The sequence below is a fragment of the Micromonospora sp. NPDC005413 genome (genome assembly GCF_040606435.1).
In the GTDB taxonomy this organism is placed as follows: Bacteria; Actinomycetota; Actinomycetes; order Mycobacteriales; family Micromonosporaceae; genus Micromonospora.
In genome coordinates this window covers 54,247-74,557 of record NZ_JBEXEV010000009.1, presented here as the reverse complement: position 1 = coordinate 74,557, position 20,311 = coordinate 54,247, and the positions used below count along the sequence as shown (strand labels likewise).

Below are 20,311 nucleotides of genomic sequence, written 5' to 3'. Positions count from 1 at the left end.
GGCCCGGGGCGAAAGCAGGCCGATCTGCCAGACTGGCGGCCGTGATCGCCGCCGACCCGACTGCCCGCCGCCGTCGCTGGCACTGGCGGACGCTCGACACTGCCGCCGGCGGGCTCGCCCTCGACCTTGGCCTCTACGCGGTCTCAGCCATCTTCGCCGCGATCACCGCGGTCACGTCGACCCTGCTGCCGCACCGGGCCTGGGGCGCGGTCGCCGCCGTCGGCTACCTGGTCGCGACGCTGGCGGTGATCGCCCAACTCCTGCTGCGCCGACGCTCCCCGACCTCCCGGTTGACCGGTCTGCCAGCCCGCTGGGCGGTCACCGGTCTCGCGTGGGCGGGCACCGCACTGCTGCCCCTGCTCTGGCAGAGCATCGAACGGGCCAACGGGCGCACCGACCGGGCCCAGGAGGAGGTGCTGGTCGTGGAGCAGGCCGGCACCCGCCTCCTGGAGCACGGCACGCCGTACCTCGGGCCCGACGCGATAGCCGCCCTGCCGCCCGGCGAGCAACTGCTCGGCTACACCCCGTACCAGCCGGGTATGGCGCTGTTCGGCCTGCCCAGAGCGCTCGCTGACACCTGGTGGACCGACTCCCGGGTCTGGTTCGCGGTGGGCACCGCGCTGGCGCTCGCCCTGGCCGTGGCCGCCCTCCGCACCACCGCCGGCAACGCCACCTCCGCCGCCACCCAACGACGGGACGCCGCCCTGCTGCGCGGCGTGCAGGCCGCCACCGTACTGCCGATCTGCGCCCTCACCCTCGCCACCGGCGGCGACGACCTGCCCGTACTCGCGCTCTGTCTGCTGGCCCTCGCGCTCGCCGCCGCCGACCGACCCGGCCGGGCCGGCCTCGCGGTCGGGCTGGCCGGCGCGCTGAAGCTGTTCGCCTGGCCGGTCGCCCTGGTCCTGATCGTCTGGGGCCTGACCCGGCGCGCCGGCACGCGCGTCGCCGTCGGCGCGATCGGCCTGCCCGTCGCGGCCCTCCTGCCGGCGATGCTGGTCGACCGCGACGCGCTGACCGAGAACGTGCTGCGCTTCCCCCTCGGCCACGGCCTCGTCACCAGCCCCGCGCAGTCCCCGTTCCCCGGTTACCTGATCGCCACCGCGCTGCCCGCCGGCCGGCTGATCGCCGCCGCACTGCTGGTCGCCGCCGGCGTGGCCATCGCCGTCCGGCTCGCCCGCCGCCCGCCCCGCACCGCCGTCGCCACCGCGCTGATCTGCGGGTACGGGCTACTCGTCGCCATCGCCCTGATGCCCTCGACCCGCTTCGGCTACCTGCTGTACCCGTTGGCCCTGCTCACCTGGGCGCCCGCCCTGCACCGCCCGGTCGACGCGCCGACCGCCCCGGTTGCCGGCGACCTGTCCGGTCGGACCACTTCGGCGTAACTGCCGGGCGGAACGGCGCGCCAGGGCGTAGACCTGAAGGCATGACGACGTACCGCGACCGGGCCGAGGCGGGCCGGATGCTCTCCGAACGGCTCACCGCACTCATCGGCGCACCGGACGTCGTCGTCCTCGGCCTGGTCCGTGGCGGTGTGCCGGTCGCCCGGGTCGTCGCCGAACGGCTCGGCGCGCCACTGGACGTGCTGGTCGTCCGCAAGCTCGGCATGCCATGGGCCCGGGAGGTCGCCTTCGGCGCGCTCGGGCCAGGCGGTGTCCAGGTGCTCAACGATGCCGTGGCCAGCCGACTCAGCAGCGAGGACATCGCCGAGGTCAGCCAACGGGAACAGGCCGAGCTGGAACGCCGGGAACGCCTCTACCGGGGCGGTCGCCCCCAGCTGGACCTCACCGGGCGGACGGCGGTGATCGTCGACGACGGCCTGGCCACCGGCGCGACCGCCCGCGCCGCCGTGGAGGTCGTTCGCCACCTCGGGGCACACCGGGTCGTGGTCGCGGTTCCGGTCGGCGCGCAGGAGGCGTACGAACTGGTCGCCGCCGAGGCGGACCAGGTCATCTGTGCGCAGCGTCCACCCGACTTCGGCGCGGTGAGCGTCTACTACGAGGATTTCCACGAGGTGTCCGACGAAGAAGTCACCGAGGCGCTCACAGCAACTGCATAGGTCCACCGGGTACCGTCGGGCGATGAGTAGCCTCACCTGTCCCAAGTGTCACGGAGAAATGCGCCAGTACGAGCGCAGCGGCGTCGTCATCGACCAGTGTGGGGAGTGCCGAGGCATCTTCCTGGACCGCGGCGAACTGGAGAAGCTGTTCGAGGCGGAGGCCAACTGGAGCCGCCAACAGGCCGGCGGTGCGCCGCCGCCGCCCGCCCAGCAGCCGGCCGGCTACCCGCCGCAGCCGCCGCAGCCCGGTTACGGTGCCGTCCCGCCGCCGCCCCCGCCCGCACACGGCTACCCGCCGGCTCCGGCCTATGGCCACCAGCAGCAGCAACACCACGGCTACCACGGGCACTACCGGCAGAAGAAGCGCAAGGGCTTCCTCGACGACATGTTCGGCTGAGCCGAGACCGGCATCCCGCCCGGGCCGATCCGCGCGTCGGCCCGGGCGCATGATCTACACCGTCGATGGTTGGCGGGTGGGATGGTCCATGCGAGGCTGAATCGCATGACCTCGATCCGGCCGGACGAGGCGCTGGCCCAGGCGTACGACGGCATCAGCGCGGTGGTCGGCGGCCTGGACGACGCGGACCTGCAACGAGCCACCCGCTGCCAGGGCTGGCTCATCGCGGACCTGCTCCTCCACGTGCTCGGCGACGCCCAGCGGGCACTGGTCGCACTGGCCATCCCCGTTGACGGCCCCGCCGATGTCGACGACGTGAGCTACTGGCGTGACTTCCCCGTCAGCGACGAGAATTCCACCCGGCACGCCTGGTGGGTGCGTCGATCGGCCGCCGCGTTCGACCGTCCGACCGGAATCGTCCGGCTCTGGCGGGAGACCGCCCCGGCGGCGGTCCGCGCCGCCGCGTCAGCCGACCCCGAGGGGTACGTGACCACGCAGGGGCATGTGCTGCGCGTACCGGATTTCCTCGCCACCCTGACCACCGAGGCCGTCGTCCATCACCTCGACCTGACACTGGAACTGCCCGACGCGCCGCCGCCCGGCCCGCTGGCGGTAGGGGTCGCGGTGGCCACCATGGACGGCCTGCTCAGCGACGACACGGTGCGCCCCACCGCCTGGGACGACCACGATTTCCTGCTGAAGGCCACCGGGCGCGTCCCGCTCACCGACCGGGACCGGCTGGAGTTGGGCGAGTCGGCGGGCTGGTTTCCACTGCTGAGCTGATGCTTCATATGCGTCTGACACCTCCACCTCCGCAGCCGACGGCGGCGGAGGTGGAGTTCGCTCAGCAACTGGTCGAGCGGGCCAAGGCCGTTGAAATCACGTCGTACTCGCCGCTATCCCCTGGCAAGTTCAGGCATGGCTGCGTTCTCCGCTTCATTGCCGACGGCCCTCGGTACCGAGAGCCGTCGTCCAGCAAGGATCCAGACGCACACTGTCGCCATCGGTGCCGCCGACAGGAGCGTCACCGTGATTTCGTCTAGCTTTCCGCCTTCGGTCAGCAGCAAGCCTGTGAGCAGTGCTAGAACCATATTGTTTCCGGCGTGAGCCAAGCTTGAGGGCCAGATACTGTCGCTGCGCGTACGCAGCCAGGCCAGAATGACCTCCTGCAGCAGGAACATCACTGTCCAGACCAACAGCCCGAGGGCAATGTTGGTAAATTCGATATAACCGAAAAAGGCGAGCGGATAGTGCCAGAACGCCCAGATTAGTCCTGTCGCGACGACCGACAGAAGTGGCCTGCCCACGAAAATTCGAAGCCTCAGGTAGCTGGTCCAGCCGAACTCCTCACCCCAGTACAAGGGTGTGAGGAGCGGGACGACAGCCATCAGCACGAGGACAAACGCCCACCCTGGAAGCCCAGGAACGGCGTCGTCCAGGGTAGAGAGATCGGGAGTCCACAGACCCATCGCCGCCGCTAACCCGACGGTGCCCACAACGAACCCCATCGGACAGAGCCAGGCTATGAGATAGGAAGACCACGCGTCACGCAAACGGAGGGCGAGCCCTGCATCGTGGAATCCTTCCCGCGTTATCCATCGGCGTACAATTATCGCAGCTATCGCCGGGGCGAAGCCAAATGGAAGCTGAACCAGCGGGTTGACCAGTGAGAGCCCCAGACCCAGCCGGGCGAGGATCAACCAACCCCAGCTCGCCCCGAATGCAATGACCAAAAATGCCAGCACCCCTTTCATTCTCGCCATCACGAGGTACGTCACCTTTCTCCTGCCTGCAGATACAGATCAAGGAGATCATGTGGTTCGTGTCGCGATCACTGACGCTGGTAGGCGTAATTCGGGTATGGCCAGGCAGACCCGATGAATACCGCCAGACGTAATGAGTGGGGCGGCGGCCACAACACCCACGAGGGAGACGAGCACCGCCAGCCACAGCGGCAGGTCCGCCAGGCAGGTGGCGATCAGGAGGTCGGCGACCGTTCCGACGTGCGTGAACGGCCCACCGTCGGGGCCGCCTTCATAGATGCCACCCGCCGGACCCTCCCGGCAGGAAACTGGGTGACGAGGATCGCTCAGCCGTTTGCGGCCGCGGAGTGCGCGAGGCGCACCGCGCGCGGATAGAGGCGGTCTCAGTGCGGCAAACCACCCTCGATCTGCGCCGTCGACAGGTGAATCCCGAGACCTCTCAGCCGATTGCCATGTCCACGAATCGCGAGAGATGCAACTGCGCTGCGACGGTCACGGTGTCAGTTGGCCCATTTCGATGCTTGGCAACAATGAAATCCGCCTCGCCCGCCCGCGGCGACTCTTTGTCGTAGTAGTCGTCGCGGTGCAAAAGGATGACAACGTCGGCATCTTGCTCGATTGATCCTGATTCACGCAAATCGGACAGCTGTGGGCGCTTGTCGGTGCGCTGCTCGGGGCCACGGTTCAGCTGACTGACCGCGATGACCGGGCACTCGACCTCCTTGGCCAACAGCTTCAGGCCACGGGAAAGGTCCGCGACCTCCTGCTGTCGACTCTCGGTGCGCTTCGGTGAGGTCATCAGCTGCAGATAGTCGACCACGATCATTTTGAGGTCGTGCCGCTGCTTGAGCCGCCGAGCCTTGGCCCGGATCTCCATCAGGTTCATGCTCGGCGTGTCGTCGACGAAGAGCGGTGCCTCGCTGATCTCGCCCATACACCTGGCCAGCTTGGTCCAGTCGTCGTCGGAGAGCTGCCCGCTGCGCAGCACGTGCAGCGGCACCCGCGCCTCGGCGGAGAGCAGTCGCATGACGATCTCGACCTTGCTCATTTCCAGCGAGAAGATCGCGGCCGCCTGATTAGCGCGAATTGCAGCGTTTCGAGCAAAGTCCATACTTGCCGTGCTGTTGTGAGTGGGGATCATTGCTCGGCTGGCAAGGTAGAGATGCTCGGGATTGTCCACGGTGACACATCGGACTGGCACGCTCGGCACTGGGCGGACGTCGACAATGAACCGCGAGATTGACCGGGCGTCTGAGACGGTACGGCGGCGTTCGGCGTGGGCGTCCCGCTTTCGCTGCAGTCGAAAAACGACATCCGGCGTGGAGAAGTTCAAGGTGTAAGCGATGGACGACTCGGGGGTGCGACCACGTACCGGCTTCACGTTGACCGTGCAGCGGTAGCCGAGGCTGACGATGAGCTCGCGCACGTCTTCTGCCAACCGCTTCGAGGTCGACGTGTACTGCAGGTTGCCCGCGGGGGCGACGGTGCCATCGGTGTCCATCAGCCCAGCCAGCAACGCCCGACGTTGGCCCTCAGAGGCGCGGAGGTAGACGCCCGGGATGTGCTTGTCCGCCGCCACCCCGACCTGACGCAACAGCCCGAGGAAGGAACCGGTCCGCGTATGGCAGGCGGCACACTTCACGGTGGCTGGATTCTCGCGCAACGCTCGGGTGGAAACCCCGCACTCCACGCAGATGCCGTTGCCTGGCGCGACTGGCCTGGGCAGCAACAAAATGGTGTAGACCATTGGCCCGCTGGGCCGAACGACGAAACCGTCCGCCTCGACCTGCGTGACCATCTCCGGATCTGCGGTGGTGAAGCGGCTGGCACCGGTGTGGCCGTCACCAAGCCACGCCCCCAACGTGTACGGCGGGACCAGCAGTTCCTGTTCCGGAAGGTGAAGGGGCGCGCTGTTTTGTACGGCGTGGTTGAGCCGTCGGTCGGCAGTGTCCGTACGCAACGTGGCCGCGATCTCGGCAGTGGTGACGACACCGTCGTGGTCCGCCCGGCTACCGGCATTGACCTCCCGCTCGGCTTGTTCAAGAAGCGCGGTCAGAAGGGGACCGGCCGGATAGCCGGGCGCGGTCCAGTTCCGCGTCTGGCCATTACGGACAATGGGGCGGCTGATCCGGCCGATCGACCCGACCTCATGGGCGACGGTGTGCAGGACATGCCGGAATTCCGCCCCGACCTGCTCGACAGTGTCGAAAAGGGTGATCGGCTGGTTTCCCACGGCGCTGAGCCGCTTCTGCGCCGCACGTACGTTCTCCAGCGACGACTCAGGCCAGTGGCGCCTCTGCCGTGCCGGCTCCTGCCGCCGACTTGCCCGGCTGGTCGTCTTCCACAGGTGCTCCCCGTCCGCCACGATGACGGTGCCGTCGGAGAACTCGACCTCGTAGCAGGGGCGGTCGTGCATCACGTCGAAGGCATGTGTGACCGTAGTGGGGCTGCCGTCCGCCGCCAGTAGTTGATCACCCATCCGGACCTCGCCCATGGTGGTCCAGCCATTCGGCGTCGGCAGTGGGGTGTCGAGCGCGAGGGCCTTGCCCAAACCAGGCCTGCCGGCCACGATGATCAACTGCCCGGCGTGCAGGCCGTTGAGCAGGCGGTCCAGGTCGCTGAAGCCGGTCGGTACGCCGGTCATCATGCCGCCGGACGCCCCCACCGCCTCGATCTCGTCCAGCGTCGGCTGCAACATGTCGGCCAGGATCGCGAAATCCTCGCTGACCCGGCGTTCGGTGACGTCGTAGACGGCCTGCTGGGCGAGGTCCACGACGTCGTCCACGTCGCGGCTGCCGCCGCTGGCGGTGCCGTAGCCCAACTGCACGATCTTGGTGCCGGCCTCGACCAACCGGCGCAGCACCGCCCGTTCGCTGACGATCCGCGCGTAGTAGGCCGCGTTCGCGGCGGTGGGCACGCTCGCGATGAGGGTGTGCAGGTAGGGCGCGCCACCGATGCGGACCAGGTCGCCGGAGTCGGCGAGCGCCGCCGCGACCGTGATCGAGTCGGCCGGCTCACCCCGGCCGTAGATGTCCAGGATTATGTCGAAGATGGTGGCGTGCACCGGCCGGTAGAAGTCGTTGGTCTTCAGGATCTCGACGACGTCGGCGATGGCGTCCTTGGAGAGCAGCATTCCGCCGATGACGCACTGCTCGGCGGCAACATCCTGGGGCGGGGTCTTGTCGAACTGGCCGTCCCGCTGCGCGGGTGACTGGCCGCCGCCGGAGCGTGACTCTGCCCGCATGTCGTCGGTGACCGACACGGGTCCCCCCTCCACTGCGCCGGATCCGATCCCAGCTTTACCGCTGAGGTACGACACTTCCGTCCGACCGGGCCGGTCGATCGGGGGCCATCGCCGGCGGTCGAGGGCCAACCATACGGACCCCGAGGTCAGAGACTCAACAACGCCGGTGGACGAGCCTCGGGACAACCTGTGGATGTCGGGGGACAGCATGTGCGCAGCGTGTGCACAGGCTGTGGATAACCATTGGGGAATTCTTGGCCGCACGTCTTTGACCTGCGGAAACATCCTCCCCAGCCTGTGGAGGAGAATATTTCGGTCGGGCCTGTGACACGATCGTCCCGTACTATCTCCAGCGAACGGCTACACCTGGACAGCGGATTCCGCTTTCGGTTCAGAAGGGTCACACTCCGGCCGTGAATTACCGGGACTGGGGACGCGGGGATGGCAGCCCGCGCGAGCGCCAGCCGATCGCCTCGTGGGGTGAGCGCGCGGCGTCCCTTCCGGTTGACCCGTACGACGAGGACGGGCGCTACCGGACCTCCAGCCGCCAGCGTGCGTTGGACCGTGGCCAGGACGAGCCGGTCGACGCCTACCTGCCCCGGTGGGCTCTGGAGTCGGGGGTCCTGCACGCTGACGGCGGCGGTCGCCACGCGGCGCCGGACGAGCCCGAACCCGAGCGGCCAACTTCCGGAGCCGGCCGACGGTCCGCCGAGTCGCCGAGCAGCCGACGGCGGGTCAGCGAGACGAGTTGGCGCGGGCAGGCGGCAATCGGCGCGGCACCCGATTCGGACCACACCCAGGAGTGGACGCTCGACCGTCCGCAGGAGCAGGGGTACGCCGGCCGCCGGCGCGCCGACGCCGGGGGGGAGGAGCCGGTCTCCGGCGCTGTCCCGGACCGCCGTCCCCGCCGTGCGCCCGCTGGCCGTCCGCAGGTGATCTGGTCGGGCGGGGATCTGGAGCCCGCCCCGGCCGAGCCGGCGCCTGACAAGGACGTGAGCCGTCCCAGCCGGCGCAGTCGCCGTGCGGCGGAGGAGTCGTGGTCCCGCCCGACGGTCGACCCCTGGACGCGCGGGTCGGACCGGGCGGCGGAGCCCGAGCCGTCGTACCCGCCTGCGGTGGATCCATGGGACGCCTCCGGCGTGCACGCGTGGCCGCCCGCTGCCGGTGCGGACGGCGCGGATCTGAGCGAGCAGTGGTCGGCGGTGGAGAGCGTCGGTGGCTGGGAGCGGTCCGACCGCACCGGCCAGTGGGAGCGGTCCGCGATCGAGGACGACCAGTGGGACCGTACGGTGCCGCCGCGATCCGACCGGTCGGTGGCGGCAGAGGGTTGGCCGACCCGGGACGAGGGGTTCTGGCCCGGCACTCGGCTGGCCGATGACGACCCCCGTTGGACGGATCCGTCGACGTCGGCGCCCCGGTCTCCGGTGGTGGGCTACACCGCTCCGCGGCCGCGCAGCGCGCCTGTGCCGCCCGGGGGTGCGCCACGGCGTCGGGCCGACCGGCCGGCGGTTGGGGCGGCTTCGGTGCGCCAGCGGGTCGAGTCGGCGGCCACGGGTGCCTGGGCACGTCGTCTGGAGGACGACCTGCTCGATCCGGATCCGGGTGGGTCCGTCCGGCCATTGCTGTACACGGCCGCCTGTTACCTGGTGCCGGCGATGCTCATCTTCGTCTGGCTGTTGACGTTGGACAGCCAGGCGCCGGCTGGTTGTGTGACCGACATCAGCGGGGGCGGGTGCGACTCGGCCCGGTCACGCGCGTTGGAGGCGTTGCTCGCCGGCGCGCCGCGCTTCGGGTTGGCGTTGGTGAGCAGTCTGGTGGTGGCGGCGCTGCTGCGTCGGGTGGGCACGACGTGGCGCTCGGCCACCATCGCACTCGCCGCCGCAGTGGTGGGCGGCGGCCTCTCCACGGTGCTGATCAGCGCGGTGACCGGTCAGCCGATCGGGTGATACCGCCCGGACCAGGTCAGAGCTGAGCCAAGCCCGGCCAGGCTGGAATCGACGATGGTACGCACGAGGGCCCGCACCGATCGCTCGGTGCGGGCCCTCGTGCTGGTGTTGCGGACGTCAGCCCTGAAGAACGTTCAGGTTGAACGACGCGGTCACCTCGGGGTGCAGCTTGATCTTCACCGGGTAGGTGCCGGTCGACTTGATGTGACCGGGCACCTCCAGCCGACGCCGGTCGAGGACCGGGCCGCTGGACGCCTTGACGGCGTCGACGATCTCGGCCGGAGTGACCGAGCCGAAGAGCCGTCCGCCGTCGCCGGCGCGGACCTTCAGGTTGACCTTGAGACCCTCGAGCTGAGCCTTGACCTCGTTGGCGTGGTCGAGGTCGCGGATCTCGCGGGCCGAACGGGCCCGCTTGATGACCGTGACCTGCTTTTCCGCGCCCTTGGTCCAGGCGATCGCGAAGCCCTGCGGCAGCAGGTAGTTACGGCCGAAGCCGTCCTTGACCTCGACGATGTCGCCCGGGGCACCGAGGCCGGACACTTCCTGAGTCAGGATGATCTTCATATCGGTGCCTCCTCTCAGCGGGTGGTGGCCGTGTACGGCAGGAGCGCCATCTCACGGGCGTTCTTGACCGCACGGGCGATCTGCCGCTGCTGCTGCGAGGTCACGCCGGTCACCCGCCGAGCGCGGATCTTGCCGCGATCGGAGATGAACTTGCGCAGCAGCGCGGTGTCCTTGTAGTCGATGTAGGCGATCCCGTCCTTGTCGAGCGGGTTCACCTTCTTCTTGGGCTTGCGAAGTGCCGCAGCCTTGGCCGTTGCACGTGCTCCTGGTTTGCGATCGCGGGCGCTCGGCGCCATTAGAACGGTGGCTCCTCGTCAAAATTGGCGCCCGAACCGGCACGCGCGGGAGATGGTGCAGCCGAAGCCCAGGGGTCGTCGAAGTTGCCTCCGCCGCCACCCTGACCGCCACCGCCACCTTGACCGCCACCGCCACCGAACCCGCCGCCAGCACCGCCGGAGCGGGACATCTTCTGCACCTTCGCCGTGGCGTAGCGCAGGGACGGGCCGATCTCGTCGACCTCAAGCTCGATGACGGTGCGCTTCTCGCCCTCGCGGGTCTCGTACGACCGCTGACGCAGCCGGCCCGAGACGATCACGCGGGCGCCCCGCTGCAGCGACTCGGCGACGTGCTCCGCCGCCTGACGCCACACGGTGCAGGCCAGGAAGAGCGGCTCGCCGTCCTTCCACTCATTGGTGGTCTTGTCCATGAAACGGGGCGTCGAAGCGACCCGGAACTTGGCGACCGCCGCACCGGAAGGGGTGAACCGCAACTCGGGGTCATCGGTCAGATTGCCGATGACCGTGATGGTGGTGTCTCCTGCCATGACCATCTCCTCGCGCACTCAGCGTCTCGTCGTACAGGCTCGCAGAGCCGTACGACAGAGCCGCGGAGGCTGATCCGGGCGAACCGGGGGTTTGGATGCTTAGCGCATTTCCGGCCGGATGACCTTGGTGCGCAACACGGACTCGTTGAGTCGCAGCTGACGGTCCAGCTCGGCCACCGCAGCAGGCGTGGCCTGCAGGTCGATGACGGCGTAGATGCCCTCGGCCTTTTTGTTGATCTCGTACGCGAGGCGCCGGCGGCCCCACACGTCGGTCTTCTCAACCGAGCCACCCGCGGTCCGGATCACGTTCAGGTACGTGTCGAGCGACGGGGCGACGGTGCGTTCCTCGAGACTGGAGTCGAGGATCACCATTACTTCGTAATGACGCAAGACGTGCTCACCTCCTGTGGGCTAGGCGGCCACGGTCCTTCCGTGGCAGGAGGTCGTGCGTCGCTGCCCGCACGTGCCGAGGGAACTCGGCCGGACGCGGACAACCTGACCAGGATACCTGGTCCGGACGATCATGCTGGGGGTGGTCGGGTCAGCTCCCGGACATGCTGACGGGGGTCCGCCGCCCGACCGTCTACCGGCCGGTGGTGGACCCCCGTCAACGAGGCCGCGGGGCGTCCCGTCCGCATTCCTTGGGTGGGACCTGGGGAGGAACGACCACACCGATGAGGTTGGACTGAAGACGCCCCGCGGAGCTTTATCATGTTGTTATCTGACGATACAACGGCACTCGTACCTTGTCGGGGGAAAAAGCACAAATTTCCGAGATTCTTCATCGGTCCAGGTCCGGTGTGCGAAGGGCCGTCCCCCGCCGCGCCGGGCCGCGCGGCGGGGTGACCTCGCTGTCGGCCGTCGACCACCGATCGCCGTACGCGGCGCTCGCGCCGCCGGCGGGACCGGACGCTGGTCGCCGGTTCAATCCCATCAACGATCGTCGGTCCGTGCGGTGACGCGGCCGCACGCGACAACGCCTCGGCCGTCGCCCCGGCCGTCAGGGACGCGACGTAGGCTCGCTCGCATGCGTATCGGAGCCCACGTCGATTCGACCGACCCGCTGGCAGAGGCGGCCGCAAGGTCTGCCGACACCGTGCAGTTCTTCCTCTCCGACCCACAGGGGTGGAAGGCACCCAAGCCGCGGGAGGACGCCGAGCGGCTACGCGCGGCCGAGGTCGACCTCTACGTGCACGCGCCGTACGTCATCAACGTGGCCACCCTCAACAACCGCATCCGGATCCCCAGCCGAAAGCTGCTGCTCGGGCACGCCAACGCGGCCGCCGCCATCGACGCCAAGGGCCTGATCGTCCACGGTGGGCACGTCAACGCCGGAGACGACCTGGCCGTCGGCTTCGACAACTGGCGCAAGACGTTCGCGTACGCAGCCGACTCCGGCGGCTTCGGCGTGCCGGTCCTGATCGAGAACACCGCCGGCGGCGACAACGCGTGCGCCCGACGACTGGACGCGCTCGCCCGCCTCTGGGACGCCATCGGCGACTACGAGGTCGGCTTCTGCCTGGACACCTGCCACGCGTACGCGGGCGGCGAGGAGCTGCTCGGCCTCGTCGACCGGGTCAAGGCGATCACCGGGAGGATCGACCTGGTGCACGCCAACAACTCCAAAGGCGCGTTCAACTCCGGCCAGGACCGACACGACAACCTGGGCGGCGGGACGATCGACCCGGAGCTGGTGGTGGCGGTGATCCGGGCGGCCGGGGCGCCGGTGGTCGTCGAGACACCGGGCGGTGTGACCGGCCAGGCCGGCGACATCGACTTCCTCCGTCAGCAGCTCGGGACGGAGAGCCCGGCAGCATGACGACCGGACAGCCCGGGACCGGGAAGGCCCGGCCCACCTCCGTCGGCGCGGACGCCGAGATCGGACCCGCCACCGCGTCCGCGACGGGCACCCCCGCCCAGCCGGCTCGAACCTTCGACACCGCCTCCCAAAGCGGCGACTCCGACCCCGCGAAGAGCGACACGGCCGAAGACAGCGACGCGACCAAGGACGGCGACGCAGCCAAGGACGGCGACGCGACCAAGGATGAGAAGGCGGGCGACGCCGAGGGCGAGGCGAAGCCGGTCGGCCCGGAGCGTTGGGAGGCGTTCGCCTCCGCCCCGGAGCCGGTGCCCTCCGTCTTCAGCCGGGCGGGTCGAGCCGTCGGCCGGTTCCTGATCCACGAGTGGACCCTGGCCACCCTCGGCGCGCTGGCACTGGCCGGGCTGATGACCTGGCCGACGCTGCGCTATCCGCGCTACACACTCCCGCAGGACTACTGGGACCCGAGCCTGCAGGCCTGGCAGATGGCGTGGTCCGGGCACATCCTGCTGACCGACCCGGCGCGCCTGTGGCAGTCCAACACGTTCTTCCCCGAGCTGTGGAGCTTCGCGTTCTCCGACACGCTGCTCGGGTACGCCCCGGCCGGGATGCTCGGCAGCGGCCCCGAGGACGCGGTGCTGCGCTACAACATCATGTTCGTGTTGGCACACGCGCTCGCCACGCTCGGGGCGTACGCGCTGGCCCGACAGCTCGGGGCTGGCCGAATCGGCGCCGCGGTTGCTGGCGTCAGCTACACCTACGCGCCGTGGTTGTTGGCCCAGGCCGGGCACCTGCACGTGCTGTCCAACGGCGGGATTCCGCTGGCGCTGGCGATGTTGGCGCGCGGGCACGGCTGGTCCCTGCGGCACGGTTACCGACCCGAGCGCCGGCACGACGGTTGGGTCTACGCCGGATGGTTGGTGGCGGCCTGGCAGCTCAGCCTCGGCTTCGGCATTGGGCTGCCGTTCGCGTACATCATGGCTGGCACGGTGCTGGTCGTCGTCGTCCTCTTCTACGCGCGGCGGCTGCGCACCGGCCAGGCCGTGCCGTTCGGTCGCCGGTTGTTCGTCGCCGACCTGCTCGGTGGGTTGTTGTTCGCCGGTGTGGGCCTGCTGATGGCGTTCCCGTTCTTCAAGGTGACCGAGCTGCACCCGTACGCCGAGCGCACCATCCGCGACATCAGCATCTTCTCGCCGCCGGCGTCGGGTTTCGTGACGGCGCCCGCCGAGTCGAGGATCTGGGGTGGGTTGCACGAGGGGGCGCGCGCGGCGCTGCCGTGGCACCCGGAGATGACACTCCTGCCGGGCTTCGTGCTCTACGCGCTCGCCGCGGGTGGGCTGTTCTTCTCGGTCTGGCGGCTGCGACACCGACTGCTGCTGCTCGCCGGGGTGCTGGTGACGATGGCCTTCGCGATGGGCACCCGTTTCTTCGACGGCACCTTCACCTACGTGCCGCTCTTCGATCACGTGCCGGGCTGGAGCGCGCTGCGTACCCCTGGTCGGTTGATGCTCTGGGCCACGTTGCTGCTCGGCTTGCTCGCGGCGGGCGCGGTCACCGCTCTCACCGACCGGGTCCGCGAGTTGACCGCGGAGCGGATCCCGTCGTGGCCGGGACCATGGCTGCGGTTGGCCACCCTGCTGCCGCTGCTGCTGGTCACCGTCGAGGGCCTGAACAGCACGCCGCATCCGGTGGTGCCGACCCAACCGGCCGCGATGCGTATGGCGGAGGGGCCCCTGCTGGTGCTGCCCAGCAACCAGAGCCTGGACCAGCACGTCATGCTCTGGTCGACCAGCGGGTTTCCCGACGTGGTCAACGGCGGCAGCGGCTTCACGCCGCGCCAGCTCGACGACGTCCGTCGGGTCAGCCAGTCGTTCCCCAACCAGACCAGCGTCGACTACCTGCGCACGCTCGGCGTCCGCACTGTGGTGTTGCTGCGCGGGCAGGTGGCGGGCACGCCGTGGGAGATCAGCATCGACGCGCCCGTCGAGTCGCTCGGCATCAGCCGGCAGGACGTCGGCGACGCGGTGGTCTTCCGGTTGTGATGCCGACCGGCCGTAGGACGACCGACACGATCGCCAATGCGGCCACGGTGAACAGGGCGAGCACGCCGCTGAGCCACCACTGGACCTCGTTGGCGGAGAAGCACATATTCCCCGCGGTGCAGTCGATGCCGCTCATTTCAATGCGGCTGGCGACGATGCCCGCGGGGAAGCACAGCAGGGCTACACAGCCGGCGAGACCGAAGAACCATCCGGAGACCCGGCGGTTGATGAGCTGCACGATCCAGATTACGACGAACAGGCCGGGCAGGACCCAGTTGACCGCAGTCGTACCACTCAGTCCGATGTCGGCCTCCCGCTAACGACCCGACTCGCTGGCGACGGGTTCGGAGCTGGCTATCGTCGGTGTGCTGCCACGTGGGCGCAAGCGGTCGATCCAGCCGACGTCGGGTGCACCGTCGAGCACTCCACCATCCGGGTCGTCGGAATAGGTGGCCCGCACCGCGTCCCGCTCGGGGTGCAGGATCTCCTGGACGACCAGGACGCAGAGCACCACCACAGTGGCCAGCCGCAACGTCGAGGCCAGCACGAACACCCCTTCCGGGAAGACCGGGCGGCTCGTCGCCGCGCCGAGCAGCTCGCCGTAGAAGGCGACGAAGTAGCAGACCTCGGCGAACTGCCAGGCCAGGATCGCCCCCCACTTCGGCCGGGCCAGCACCACCAGCGGCAGCAGCCACAACACGAACTGCTGCGACCAGACCTTGCTGAAGATGAGGAACGCGGCGACCACCAGGAAGGCCAACTGCGCCAGCCGCGGTCGGCGCGGCGCCCGCAGCGCCAGCAGGGCCACACCGAGGCAGGCCAACCCGAACAGGGCGTACGAAAGGGTGTTGAGGGTGGGGATGTTGACGTTCAGCCACTCGAAGGGGCCGAGCCGGGCCGGGTCGTTGCCGACCTTGCCGTCCAGGTAGCGCCCGATGTACCAGAGCGTGCCCCAGTCGATGGGTCGGGTGCTGTTGAGCTCGAAGAACCGGTCCCAGTTTTCCGGATACGCCAGCGCGGGGGGCAGGTTCACCAACACCAGGGCGCCGATGGCGCTGCCGACCGCGATGAGCGCGGCGCGTAGCCGGGCGGCCCGCAGCGCCAGCACCAGAATCGGGCCGAGAATGAACAGCGGCCAGAGCTTCGCCGCCCCGGCGAGACCGAGCAGTACGCCGGCCACCGCCGGTCGTTTCCGGGCCCAGGCCAGCAGCCCGAACGCCGCCAGCCCGATGGCGAGCAGGTCCCAGTTGACGGTGGCGGTGAGCACCAGCGCCGGGGCGAGCGCGAACAACGCGGCGTCCCAGGGTCGTCGGCGACGCAGCGCCAGGATCACCGCCACGGTGGCCACCGCGAGCGCACCCAGCACCAGCGCGTTGAGGTTGTAGAACCACTGGCCCTGGTTGATGCTCGGGTCGCCGTCACCGATGGCGTGCACCGGCAGGCCCAGCGCCCCCATGAAGTAGCCGGTCAGCACCGGGTACTCGACCGGGTGGTCACGGTAGGGCACCTTGCCCTCGTTGAGCCCTTCGGCGTAGTAGAGGGCGAGGACGTCGGTGTAGCAGAACCGGGTGTACTGGACGTTGTTCTGCCAGGCGCCGTCCTGGCAGGGCGACTTCTGCACCCAGTGCAGCGCGAGCGTGAGGCAGACCATCGCCAGCACGATCCGGACGGCAGTCCAGAAGCGGCGTTCGCGGCCGGCCGGCCGGTCCAGCGCCGTCGCGTGGTCGCCCAGCGGGCCACCGATCACGCCGGAGATGCCGCGGACGAACCCATCGGAGCGGGACGGGTGGTCTGTGGTTCCGGCGTCGTCGATGCCGGGCGTCGACTGGGTGCTCATGAAGAGGCATCCTGCCGTACGACGGGGGTGCCCGTCCCGCCCCGACGCGGAGATCCGGGTACGAAAACGCCGCCGCCGGCCGGACAGGTCGTCCGGCCGGCGGCGGCATCGTGCAGAGGTACGGGTCAGTCCCGGTCAGGCGGTAAGCCTGGCAGCAGTCCGCCGCCGCCGCCACCTGCACCGGGCCCGCCGGGATTGTTACCACCGTTGTTGCCGCCGTTGTTACCACCGTTGTTGCCGCCGTTACGCGGGCAGAACGGGTCGGTCAGCGGGTCACAGGGCGCACCGCCGGGCAGACCCGGGATGGTCGGCGGCGGTGGCGGCGGTGGCGGTGCTTCACCGTTTCCGGACTCCGGGTCGCCGACGTTCGCCGCTGGCGGGAAGTCGACCTTCGGTTTGCCCTTCAGCGCCTCGTCCATGAAACGCTCCCAGATGTCACCAGGGAGATTGCCGCCGCTGACCTTACGGCCGTCCTTGAGAATGAGTGGCTTCCGGTCCTTCACGTTGCCCACCCACACCGCAGTGGCCAACTGTGGCGTGTAACCAATCATCCAGGCGTCGCCGTTGTCCTCGCTGTCGTCCTTGAGTTCCCAGGTGCCGGTCTTGGAGGCCGCCTTGCGGCCGTCATCGAGCCGGTGATTGACCGCAGCGGGATAGTCCTTCAGCACCGACGTCACATCGTCCACGATGCTCTTGTCGATCTTCCGCTTCGAGTCGAGCTTCTCGCTGTAGACCTTGTCCCACTTACCGGTGTTCGGGTTCTGCTTCTCCACCGAGTACAGGAAGTGCGCCTTGTTGTAGACGCCCCCGTTGGCGAAGGTGGCAACGCCGTTGGCGTGGTCCAGCACCGTGATCGGATACTGGCCGTAGCCGACCACGTTGAAGAACGGCTCCGGCGTGATGTCCTTCGGGTCGGTCTTGGTCAGGTCGTAGGCCTTCGCCGGGTTGGTGTCCGTGCGCCACATCGTGGTGACGCCGGCCTGCTTGGCCATGTCCACGACCTTGTCCGCGCCGATCTCCTCGGTGACGTAGTAGAACGGCACGTTCAGGGACTTGAGCGTCGACACCCTGAGGGTGCAGGAGTTGCCACAGGAGGGGTTGTCGGTGCCGGCATTGCTGACCTTGAACTTGGTGCCCTCCGGGGTGAATGCCTTGCCCTTCCACCGGGACTCGAGCGACTTCTTCTCCTTGAGCGCGGCCGCCAGGGTGTAGATCTTGAAGCTTGAACCGGGCGAGTGACCGCCGCTGATCGCCCCGGTGGAGTCGGTGTTCTTGCCGGCATAGTCGGTGCCGGTGCCGTTGTCACCGCCGTAGTACGCGACGACCCGACCGTTGGTGGGGTCGATCGACACCACCGCGGCCATGATGTTGCTTCGCTGGCCGGCCAACTCGGAGCCCTTGGACTTGCGCTGGGCCGTCTCGACCGCCGCTGCCTGCATCTTGGTGTCCATGGTGGTGCGGATCCGGTAGCCGCCGGCCATCAGCGCCTGGGAGCACAGCGGCTTCGCGTCCGTCACCTGCGTCTCCTTGTCGACGCAGATGCCTTTGTCCCGCATCTCTTCCCGGACGTAGTTGATCACATTGCCGTACGGCGTATCGACGCCGAAGTCGACGCCGATGCCGCCCTTCTTCGGGGCCTTGATGGTCTTCGGATACGCGGCAGGCCGCTCCGGCTTGCCGGCCGCACCCAGCCAGCCTTCCTTCACCATGCCCTCGATCACGTAGTTCCAGCGATCCTGGGCGGCAGTCAGGTTGATCGCCGGGTCGTACCCCTGGTGGGTGGAGCTGGGCTCCGGCTGCTTGATCAGGGCCGCGAGCACCGCACCCTCGGCCGGATCAAGCTTGCTCACCGGCTTGCCGAAGTAGGTCTGCGCCGCCGCTTCGATGCCATAGGCGCCTCGACCGAAGTAGATCACGTTGAGGTAGTGCTGCATGATCTGCGGCTTCGTGTACTCGTCGTTGAGCTTGGAGGCAAGGATCGCCTCCTTCACCTTCCGGGCGTAGGTGTCGTCCTTCAGATTGTCGTAGGCGTTGCGCGCGTACTGCTGGGTGATCGTGGAGGCACCCTGCTTGTCACCACCGGAGAGGTTGTTCCAGCCAGCCCGAGCAATGCCCTTGTAATCCACACCGGAGTGCCGGTAAAAGTTCCGGTCCTCGGCGGCGGCCACCGCGTTCTGCACCCACTCGGGAATCTGGTCGATGGTGACCAGGGTGCGGTTCTGATCGCCCACCTTGGCGATGATCGTCTTGTTGTCAAAGGCGTACAGGGTGGTCGCCTGCGGCGGGGTGATCTCGTCGGGAAGCACCACGTTGGTCGAGTAGTAGGTGAACCCGACCACACCGACGCCGGCCAGCATGATGAAAACCGCGAACCCGGCGATCAGCAGGTTCATCCGCTTGCGCTTCTTTGCCCGCGCGGCGCCCGCGTCACCCGCACCACGACCGCCCCGACCTGGACCGTTCGGCCCGCCCGGGCCACCTGGCCCACCAGGGCGACCGGAGACTGGTGAGACGCTCGCCCGGGCGACCGCGGCACGGCCACCCACCGAGGCGGAGCCGACACTGGCCCGTCCGGCCGAGGCGGTGCCGACAGAGGCTGCACCGACGGCGGCGGCACCGACCACGGCCCGACCTGCCGGTGCGCCCGGCGCCGGGGACACGGGCACCGAGGCCCGGCCCGCACCGGCGCGACCGGCGGCCACGCCCGGTGCCGGCGACACCGGCACCGACGCCCGCCCGGCTCGGCCCGGGGCTGCCGAACCCACCGAGGCTGACCCGGCGGCCGCAGCGCCACGCGGCGGCACGGAGGCCGAGCCGCCGACCGTGGCCCGCCCACCGGCGGGCCGTGGGGTCACCGAGGCGCGACCCGGGGTTGCCGTGCCGCCTTCCGAGGCCGACCAGCCGCTCTCGCGGGAGTCACCGCCGGGTCGGCGGTACGCGTCGTCCGCGCCAGGTCCAGGGTCGCCGTCCGGGCCCGGGTACTGGGACCGTCCGCGCGCAGAACTGGGATCGCCGTACGAGTTCATTCCTCACACCCTGCCGGTCGCGGTGGGGCGCGACTGCGCCGCCACCGGGTTGCCGTGAGTTGCTTCACCCTGGACACCGGCACGGGGGTGCCGTTCCACCGGGGTTATTGCCGTATTAATGGGGCCAATCGGACGAACGAGCGGCAGACCGTCCCGGGTTTCGACTACGGCCCCGGGGCCGGTCCAACCAGCTGCGATCACCGTTGCGCCTCTCGCCTCCGCCGACCGACGCCTTCGGCGCCCGCCGCGTCCTGCGTTCCGGTGCCGTCACCGTCACCGACCAGCCCGTCCCGGCCGAGCAGGTACTGCTCGACGAGGTGGTTCCAGTCACAGCCGAGGCACACCTCCACCACGAAGACCTGGAACTCACGCAGCGTCATCGCCAGCACGGGTAACTCGGTCAGTGTGCGGGCCTGCCCGGCGGACTGCTTGAGTTCGTCGCCGTAAATGTAATGGACGAGGGTCAGGTTCTCGCTCCGGCAAATCGGGCAGCGCCGGTCGGTCGGCTCACCGTGGAACCGGGCGGCGTTCTTCAGGTACGGCGACGCGTCACAGACGTCGTACGTGCCGACCCGCCCGGCCAGGAGCTCACGCAGCACTGCTCGCTTCTGAAGCGAGTAGTCGACGACCTGGCGCTGCGTACGCATGCGGAGAAGGGTACGCGGTCCGGCCCGACCAGGCGACCACGCTCACGATCCGTGACGACAGCATCCCGGAACGGGGGTTTGCCCTGACTCGCGCGACCCGCTAACGTGCGATGTATCGGTCCGATACATCGCGGCGGTTACCACTCC

General features: G+C 69.1%; 18 protein-coding genes. 8 read left to right on the top strand and 10 right to left on the bottom strand.

Annotated elements, in window-relative coordinates; genetic code table 11:
- Nucleotides 1–41 precede the first annotated feature (41 nt).
- The 4 genes from ABZS37_RS13265 to ABZS37_RS13250 all read left to right on the top strand — a co-directional run bounded on the left by ABZS37_RS13265 (nt 42) and on the right by ABZS37_RS13250 (nt 3,236).
- Complete coding sequence (locus tag ABZS37_RS13265) at nt 42–1,382, top strand: glycosyltransferase family 87 protein (protein WP_355168549.1); 1,341 nt, start codon at nt 42–44, stop codon at nt 1,380–1,382.
- 41 nt (nt 1,383–1,423) lie between these two features.
- Nucleotides 1,424–2,056, top strand: a complete 633-nt coding sequence (locus ABZS37_RS13260; protein ID WP_355168547.1) for a phosphoribosyltransferase — start codon at nt 1,424–1,426, stop codon at nt 2,054–2,056.
- Nucleotides 2,057–2,078: 22 nt separating this feature from the next.
- A complete protein-coding gene (locus ABZS37_RS13255; protein WP_355168545.1) occupies nt 2,079–2,453 on the top strand; it encodes a zf-TFIIB domain-containing protein in 375 nt (124 codons plus the stop codon).
- Nucleotides 2,454–2,558: 105 nt separating this feature from the next.
- Nucleotides 2,559–3,236 carry a maleylpyruvate isomerase N-terminal domain-containing protein gene (locus tag ABZS37_RS13250; RefSeq protein ID WP_355168543.1) on the top strand — a complete coding sequence of 226 codons (678 nt, stop codon included), beginning with the start codon at nt 2,559–2,561 and terminating at the stop codon, nt 3,234–3,236.
- A 113-nt stretch (nt 3,237–3,349) separates the two neighbouring features.
- On the opposite strand, the gene ABZS37_RS13245 is transcribed toward ABZS37_RS13250, so the two are convergent.
- Nucleotides 3,350–4,231: a CPBP family intramembrane glutamic endopeptidase gene (locus tag ABZS37_RS13245; protein ID WP_355168541.1), complete on the bottom strand. Its 882-nt coding sequence runs from the start codon at nt 4,229–4,231 to the stop codon at nt 3,350–3,352.
- Nucleotides 4,232–4,655: 424 nt separating this feature from the next.
- Complete coding sequence (gene dnaB / locus ABZS37_RS13240) at nt 4,656–7,493, bottom strand: replicative DNA helicase (RefSeq protein WP_355168743.1); 2,838 nt, start codon at nt 7,491–7,493, stop codon at nt 4,656–4,658.
- A 380-nt stretch (nt 7,494–7,873) separates the two neighbouring features.
- Between dnaB and ABZS37_RS13235 the strand changes: the two genes are divergently transcribed.
- The gene (locus ABZS37_RS13235; protein ID WP_355168539.1) at nt 7,874–9,406 is read left to right on the top strand and encodes a hypothetical protein; all 1,533 of its coding nucleotides are present in this window, start codon (nt 7,874–7,876) and stop codon (nt 9,404–9,406) included.
- Nucleotides 9,407–9,523: 117 nt separating this feature from the next.
- Here ABZS37_RS13235 and rplI read toward each other — a convergent pair whose 3' ends face one another.
- The 4 genes from rplI to rpsF form a co-directional block, all read right to left on the bottom strand.
- Nucleotides 9,524–9,970, bottom strand: a complete 447-nt coding sequence (rplI, locus tag ABZS37_RS13230; protein WP_354993016.1) for a 50S ribosomal protein L9 — start codon at nt 9,968–9,970, stop codon at nt 9,524–9,526.
- Nucleotides 9,971–9,984: 14 nt separating this feature from the next.
- On the bottom strand, nt 9,985–10,266 hold the full coding sequence (gene rpsR, locus ABZS37_RS13225; protein WP_051723758.1) for a 30S ribosomal protein S18: 282 nt from the start codon (nt 10,264–10,266) through the stop codon (nt 9,985–9,987).
- Nucleotides 10,266–10,811: a single-stranded DNA-binding protein gene (locus tag ABZS37_RS13220; RefSeq protein WP_354993015.1), complete on the bottom strand. Its 546-nt coding sequence runs from the start codon at nt 10,809–10,811 to the stop codon at nt 10,266–10,268. The genes rpsR and ABZS37_RS13220 overlap by 1 nt, the downstream gene beginning before the upstream one ends.
- Before the next feature lie 81 nt (nt 10,812–10,892).
- Nucleotides 10,893–11,183 carry a 30S ribosomal protein S6 gene (gene rpsF, locus ABZS37_RS13215; RefSeq protein ID WP_117668160.1) on the bottom strand — a complete coding sequence of 97 codons (291 nt, stop codon included), beginning with the start codon at nt 11,181–11,183 and terminating at the stop codon, nt 10,893–10,895.
- A 637-nt stretch (nt 11,184–11,820) separates the two neighbouring features.
- Between rpsF and ABZS37_RS13210 the strand changes: the two genes are divergently transcribed.
- Together ABZS37_RS13210 and ABZS37_RS13205 are read left to right on the top strand one after the other, a co-directional pair.
- On the top strand, nt 11,821–12,612 hold the full coding sequence (locus ABZS37_RS13210) for a deoxyribonuclease IV (RefSeq protein WP_355168537.1): 792 nt from the start codon (nt 11,821–11,823) through the stop codon (nt 12,610–12,612).
- Complete coding sequence (locus tag ABZS37_RS13205; protein WP_355168535.1) at nt 12,609–14,654, top strand: hypothetical protein; 2,046 nt, start codon at nt 12,609–12,611, stop codon at nt 14,652–14,654. Before ABZS37_RS13210 ends, ABZS37_RS13205 begins: the two co-directional genes overlap by 4 nt.
- Here ABZS37_RS13205 and ABZS37_RS13200 read toward each other — a convergent pair.
- The 3 genes from ABZS37_RS13200 to ABZS37_RS13190 all read right to left on the bottom strand — a co-directional run bounded on the left by ABZS37_RS13200 (nt 14,611) and on the right by ABZS37_RS13190 (nt 18,884).
- Nucleotides 14,611–14,892, bottom strand: a complete 282-nt coding sequence (locus tag ABZS37_RS13200) for a hypothetical protein (RefSeq protein WP_355168533.1) — start codon at nt 14,890–14,892, stop codon at nt 14,611–14,613. The two genes, ABZS37_RS13205 and ABZS37_RS13200, sit on opposite strands and share 44 nt — an antisense overlap.
- 78 nt (nt 14,893–14,970) lie before the next feature.
- Nucleotides 14,971–16,491, bottom strand: a complete 1,521-nt coding sequence (locus tag ABZS37_RS13195; protein ID WP_355168531.1) for a glycosyltransferase 87 family protein — start codon at nt 16,489–16,491, stop codon at nt 14,971–14,973.
- 125 nt (nt 16,492–16,616) lie between these two features.
- Complete coding sequence (locus ABZS37_RS13190) at nt 16,617–18,884, bottom strand: transglycosylase domain-containing protein (RefSeq protein WP_355168529.1); 2,268 nt, start codon at nt 18,882–18,884, stop codon at nt 16,617–16,619.
- A 190-nt stretch (nt 18,885–19,074) separates the two neighbouring features.
- On the opposite strand from ABZS37_RS13190, the gene ABZS37_RS13185 reads away from it, so the two are divergent.
- A complete protein-coding gene (locus ABZS37_RS13185; RefSeq protein WP_355168527.1) occupies nt 19,075–19,575 on the top strand; it encodes a hypothetical protein in 501 nt (166 codons plus the stop codon).
- A gap of 139 nt (nt 19,576–19,714) precedes the next feature.
- On the opposite strand, the gene ABZS37_RS13180 is transcribed toward ABZS37_RS13185, so the two are convergent.
- Entirely contained in the window at nt 19,715–20,164 is a 450-nt protein-coding gene (locus tag ABZS37_RS13180; protein WP_355168525.1) for a DUF5318 domain-containing protein, read from the bottom strand.
- Nucleotides 20,165–20,311 lie beyond the last annotated feature (147 nt).

What these genes read in the sequence shown, in the direction of transcription:
- ABZS37_RS13260 (WP_355168547.1), top strand. Translation starts at nt 1,424, where the DNA reads ATGACGACGTACCGCGACCGGGCCGAGGCGGGCCGGATGCTCTCCGAA.
- ABZS37_RS13255 (WP_355168545.1), top strand. Translation starts at nt 2,079, where the DNA reads ATGAGTAGCCTCACCTGTCCCAAGTGTCACGGAGAAATGCGCCAGTAC.
- ABZS37_RS13250 (WP_355168543.1), top strand. Translation starts at nt 2,559, where the DNA reads ATGACCTCGATCCGGCCGGACGAGGCGCTGGCCCAGGCGTACGACGGC.
- rplI (WP_354993016.1), bottom strand. Translation starts at nt 9,970, where the DNA reads ATGAAGATCATCCTGACTCAGGAAGTGTCCGGCCTCGGTGCCCCGGGC.
- rpsR (WP_051723758.1), bottom strand. Translation starts at nt 10,266, where the DNA reads ATGGCGCCGAGCGCCCGCGATCGCAAACCAGGAGCACGTGCAACGGCC.
- ABZS37_RS13210 (WP_355168537.1), top strand. Translation starts at nt 11,821, where the DNA reads ATGCGTATCGGAGCCCACGTCGATTCGACCGACCCGCTGGCAGAGGCG.
- ABZS37_RS13205 (WP_355168535.1), top strand. Translation starts at nt 12,609, where the DNA reads ATGACGACCGGACAGCCCGGGACCGGGAAGGCCCGGCCCACCTCCGTC.
- ABZS37_RS13195 (WP_355168531.1), bottom strand. Translation starts at nt 16,491, where the DNA reads ATGAGCACCCAGTCGACGCCCGGCATCGACGACGCCGGAACCACAGAC.
- ABZS37_RS13190 (WP_355168529.1), bottom strand. Translation starts at nt 18,884, where the DNA reads ATGAACCTGCTGATCGCCGGGTTCGCGGTTTTCATCATGCTGGCCGGC.
- ABZS37_RS13180 (WP_355168525.1), bottom strand. Translation starts at nt 20,164, where the DNA reads ATGCGTACGCAGCGCCAGGTCGTCGACTACTCGCTTCAGAAGCGAGCA.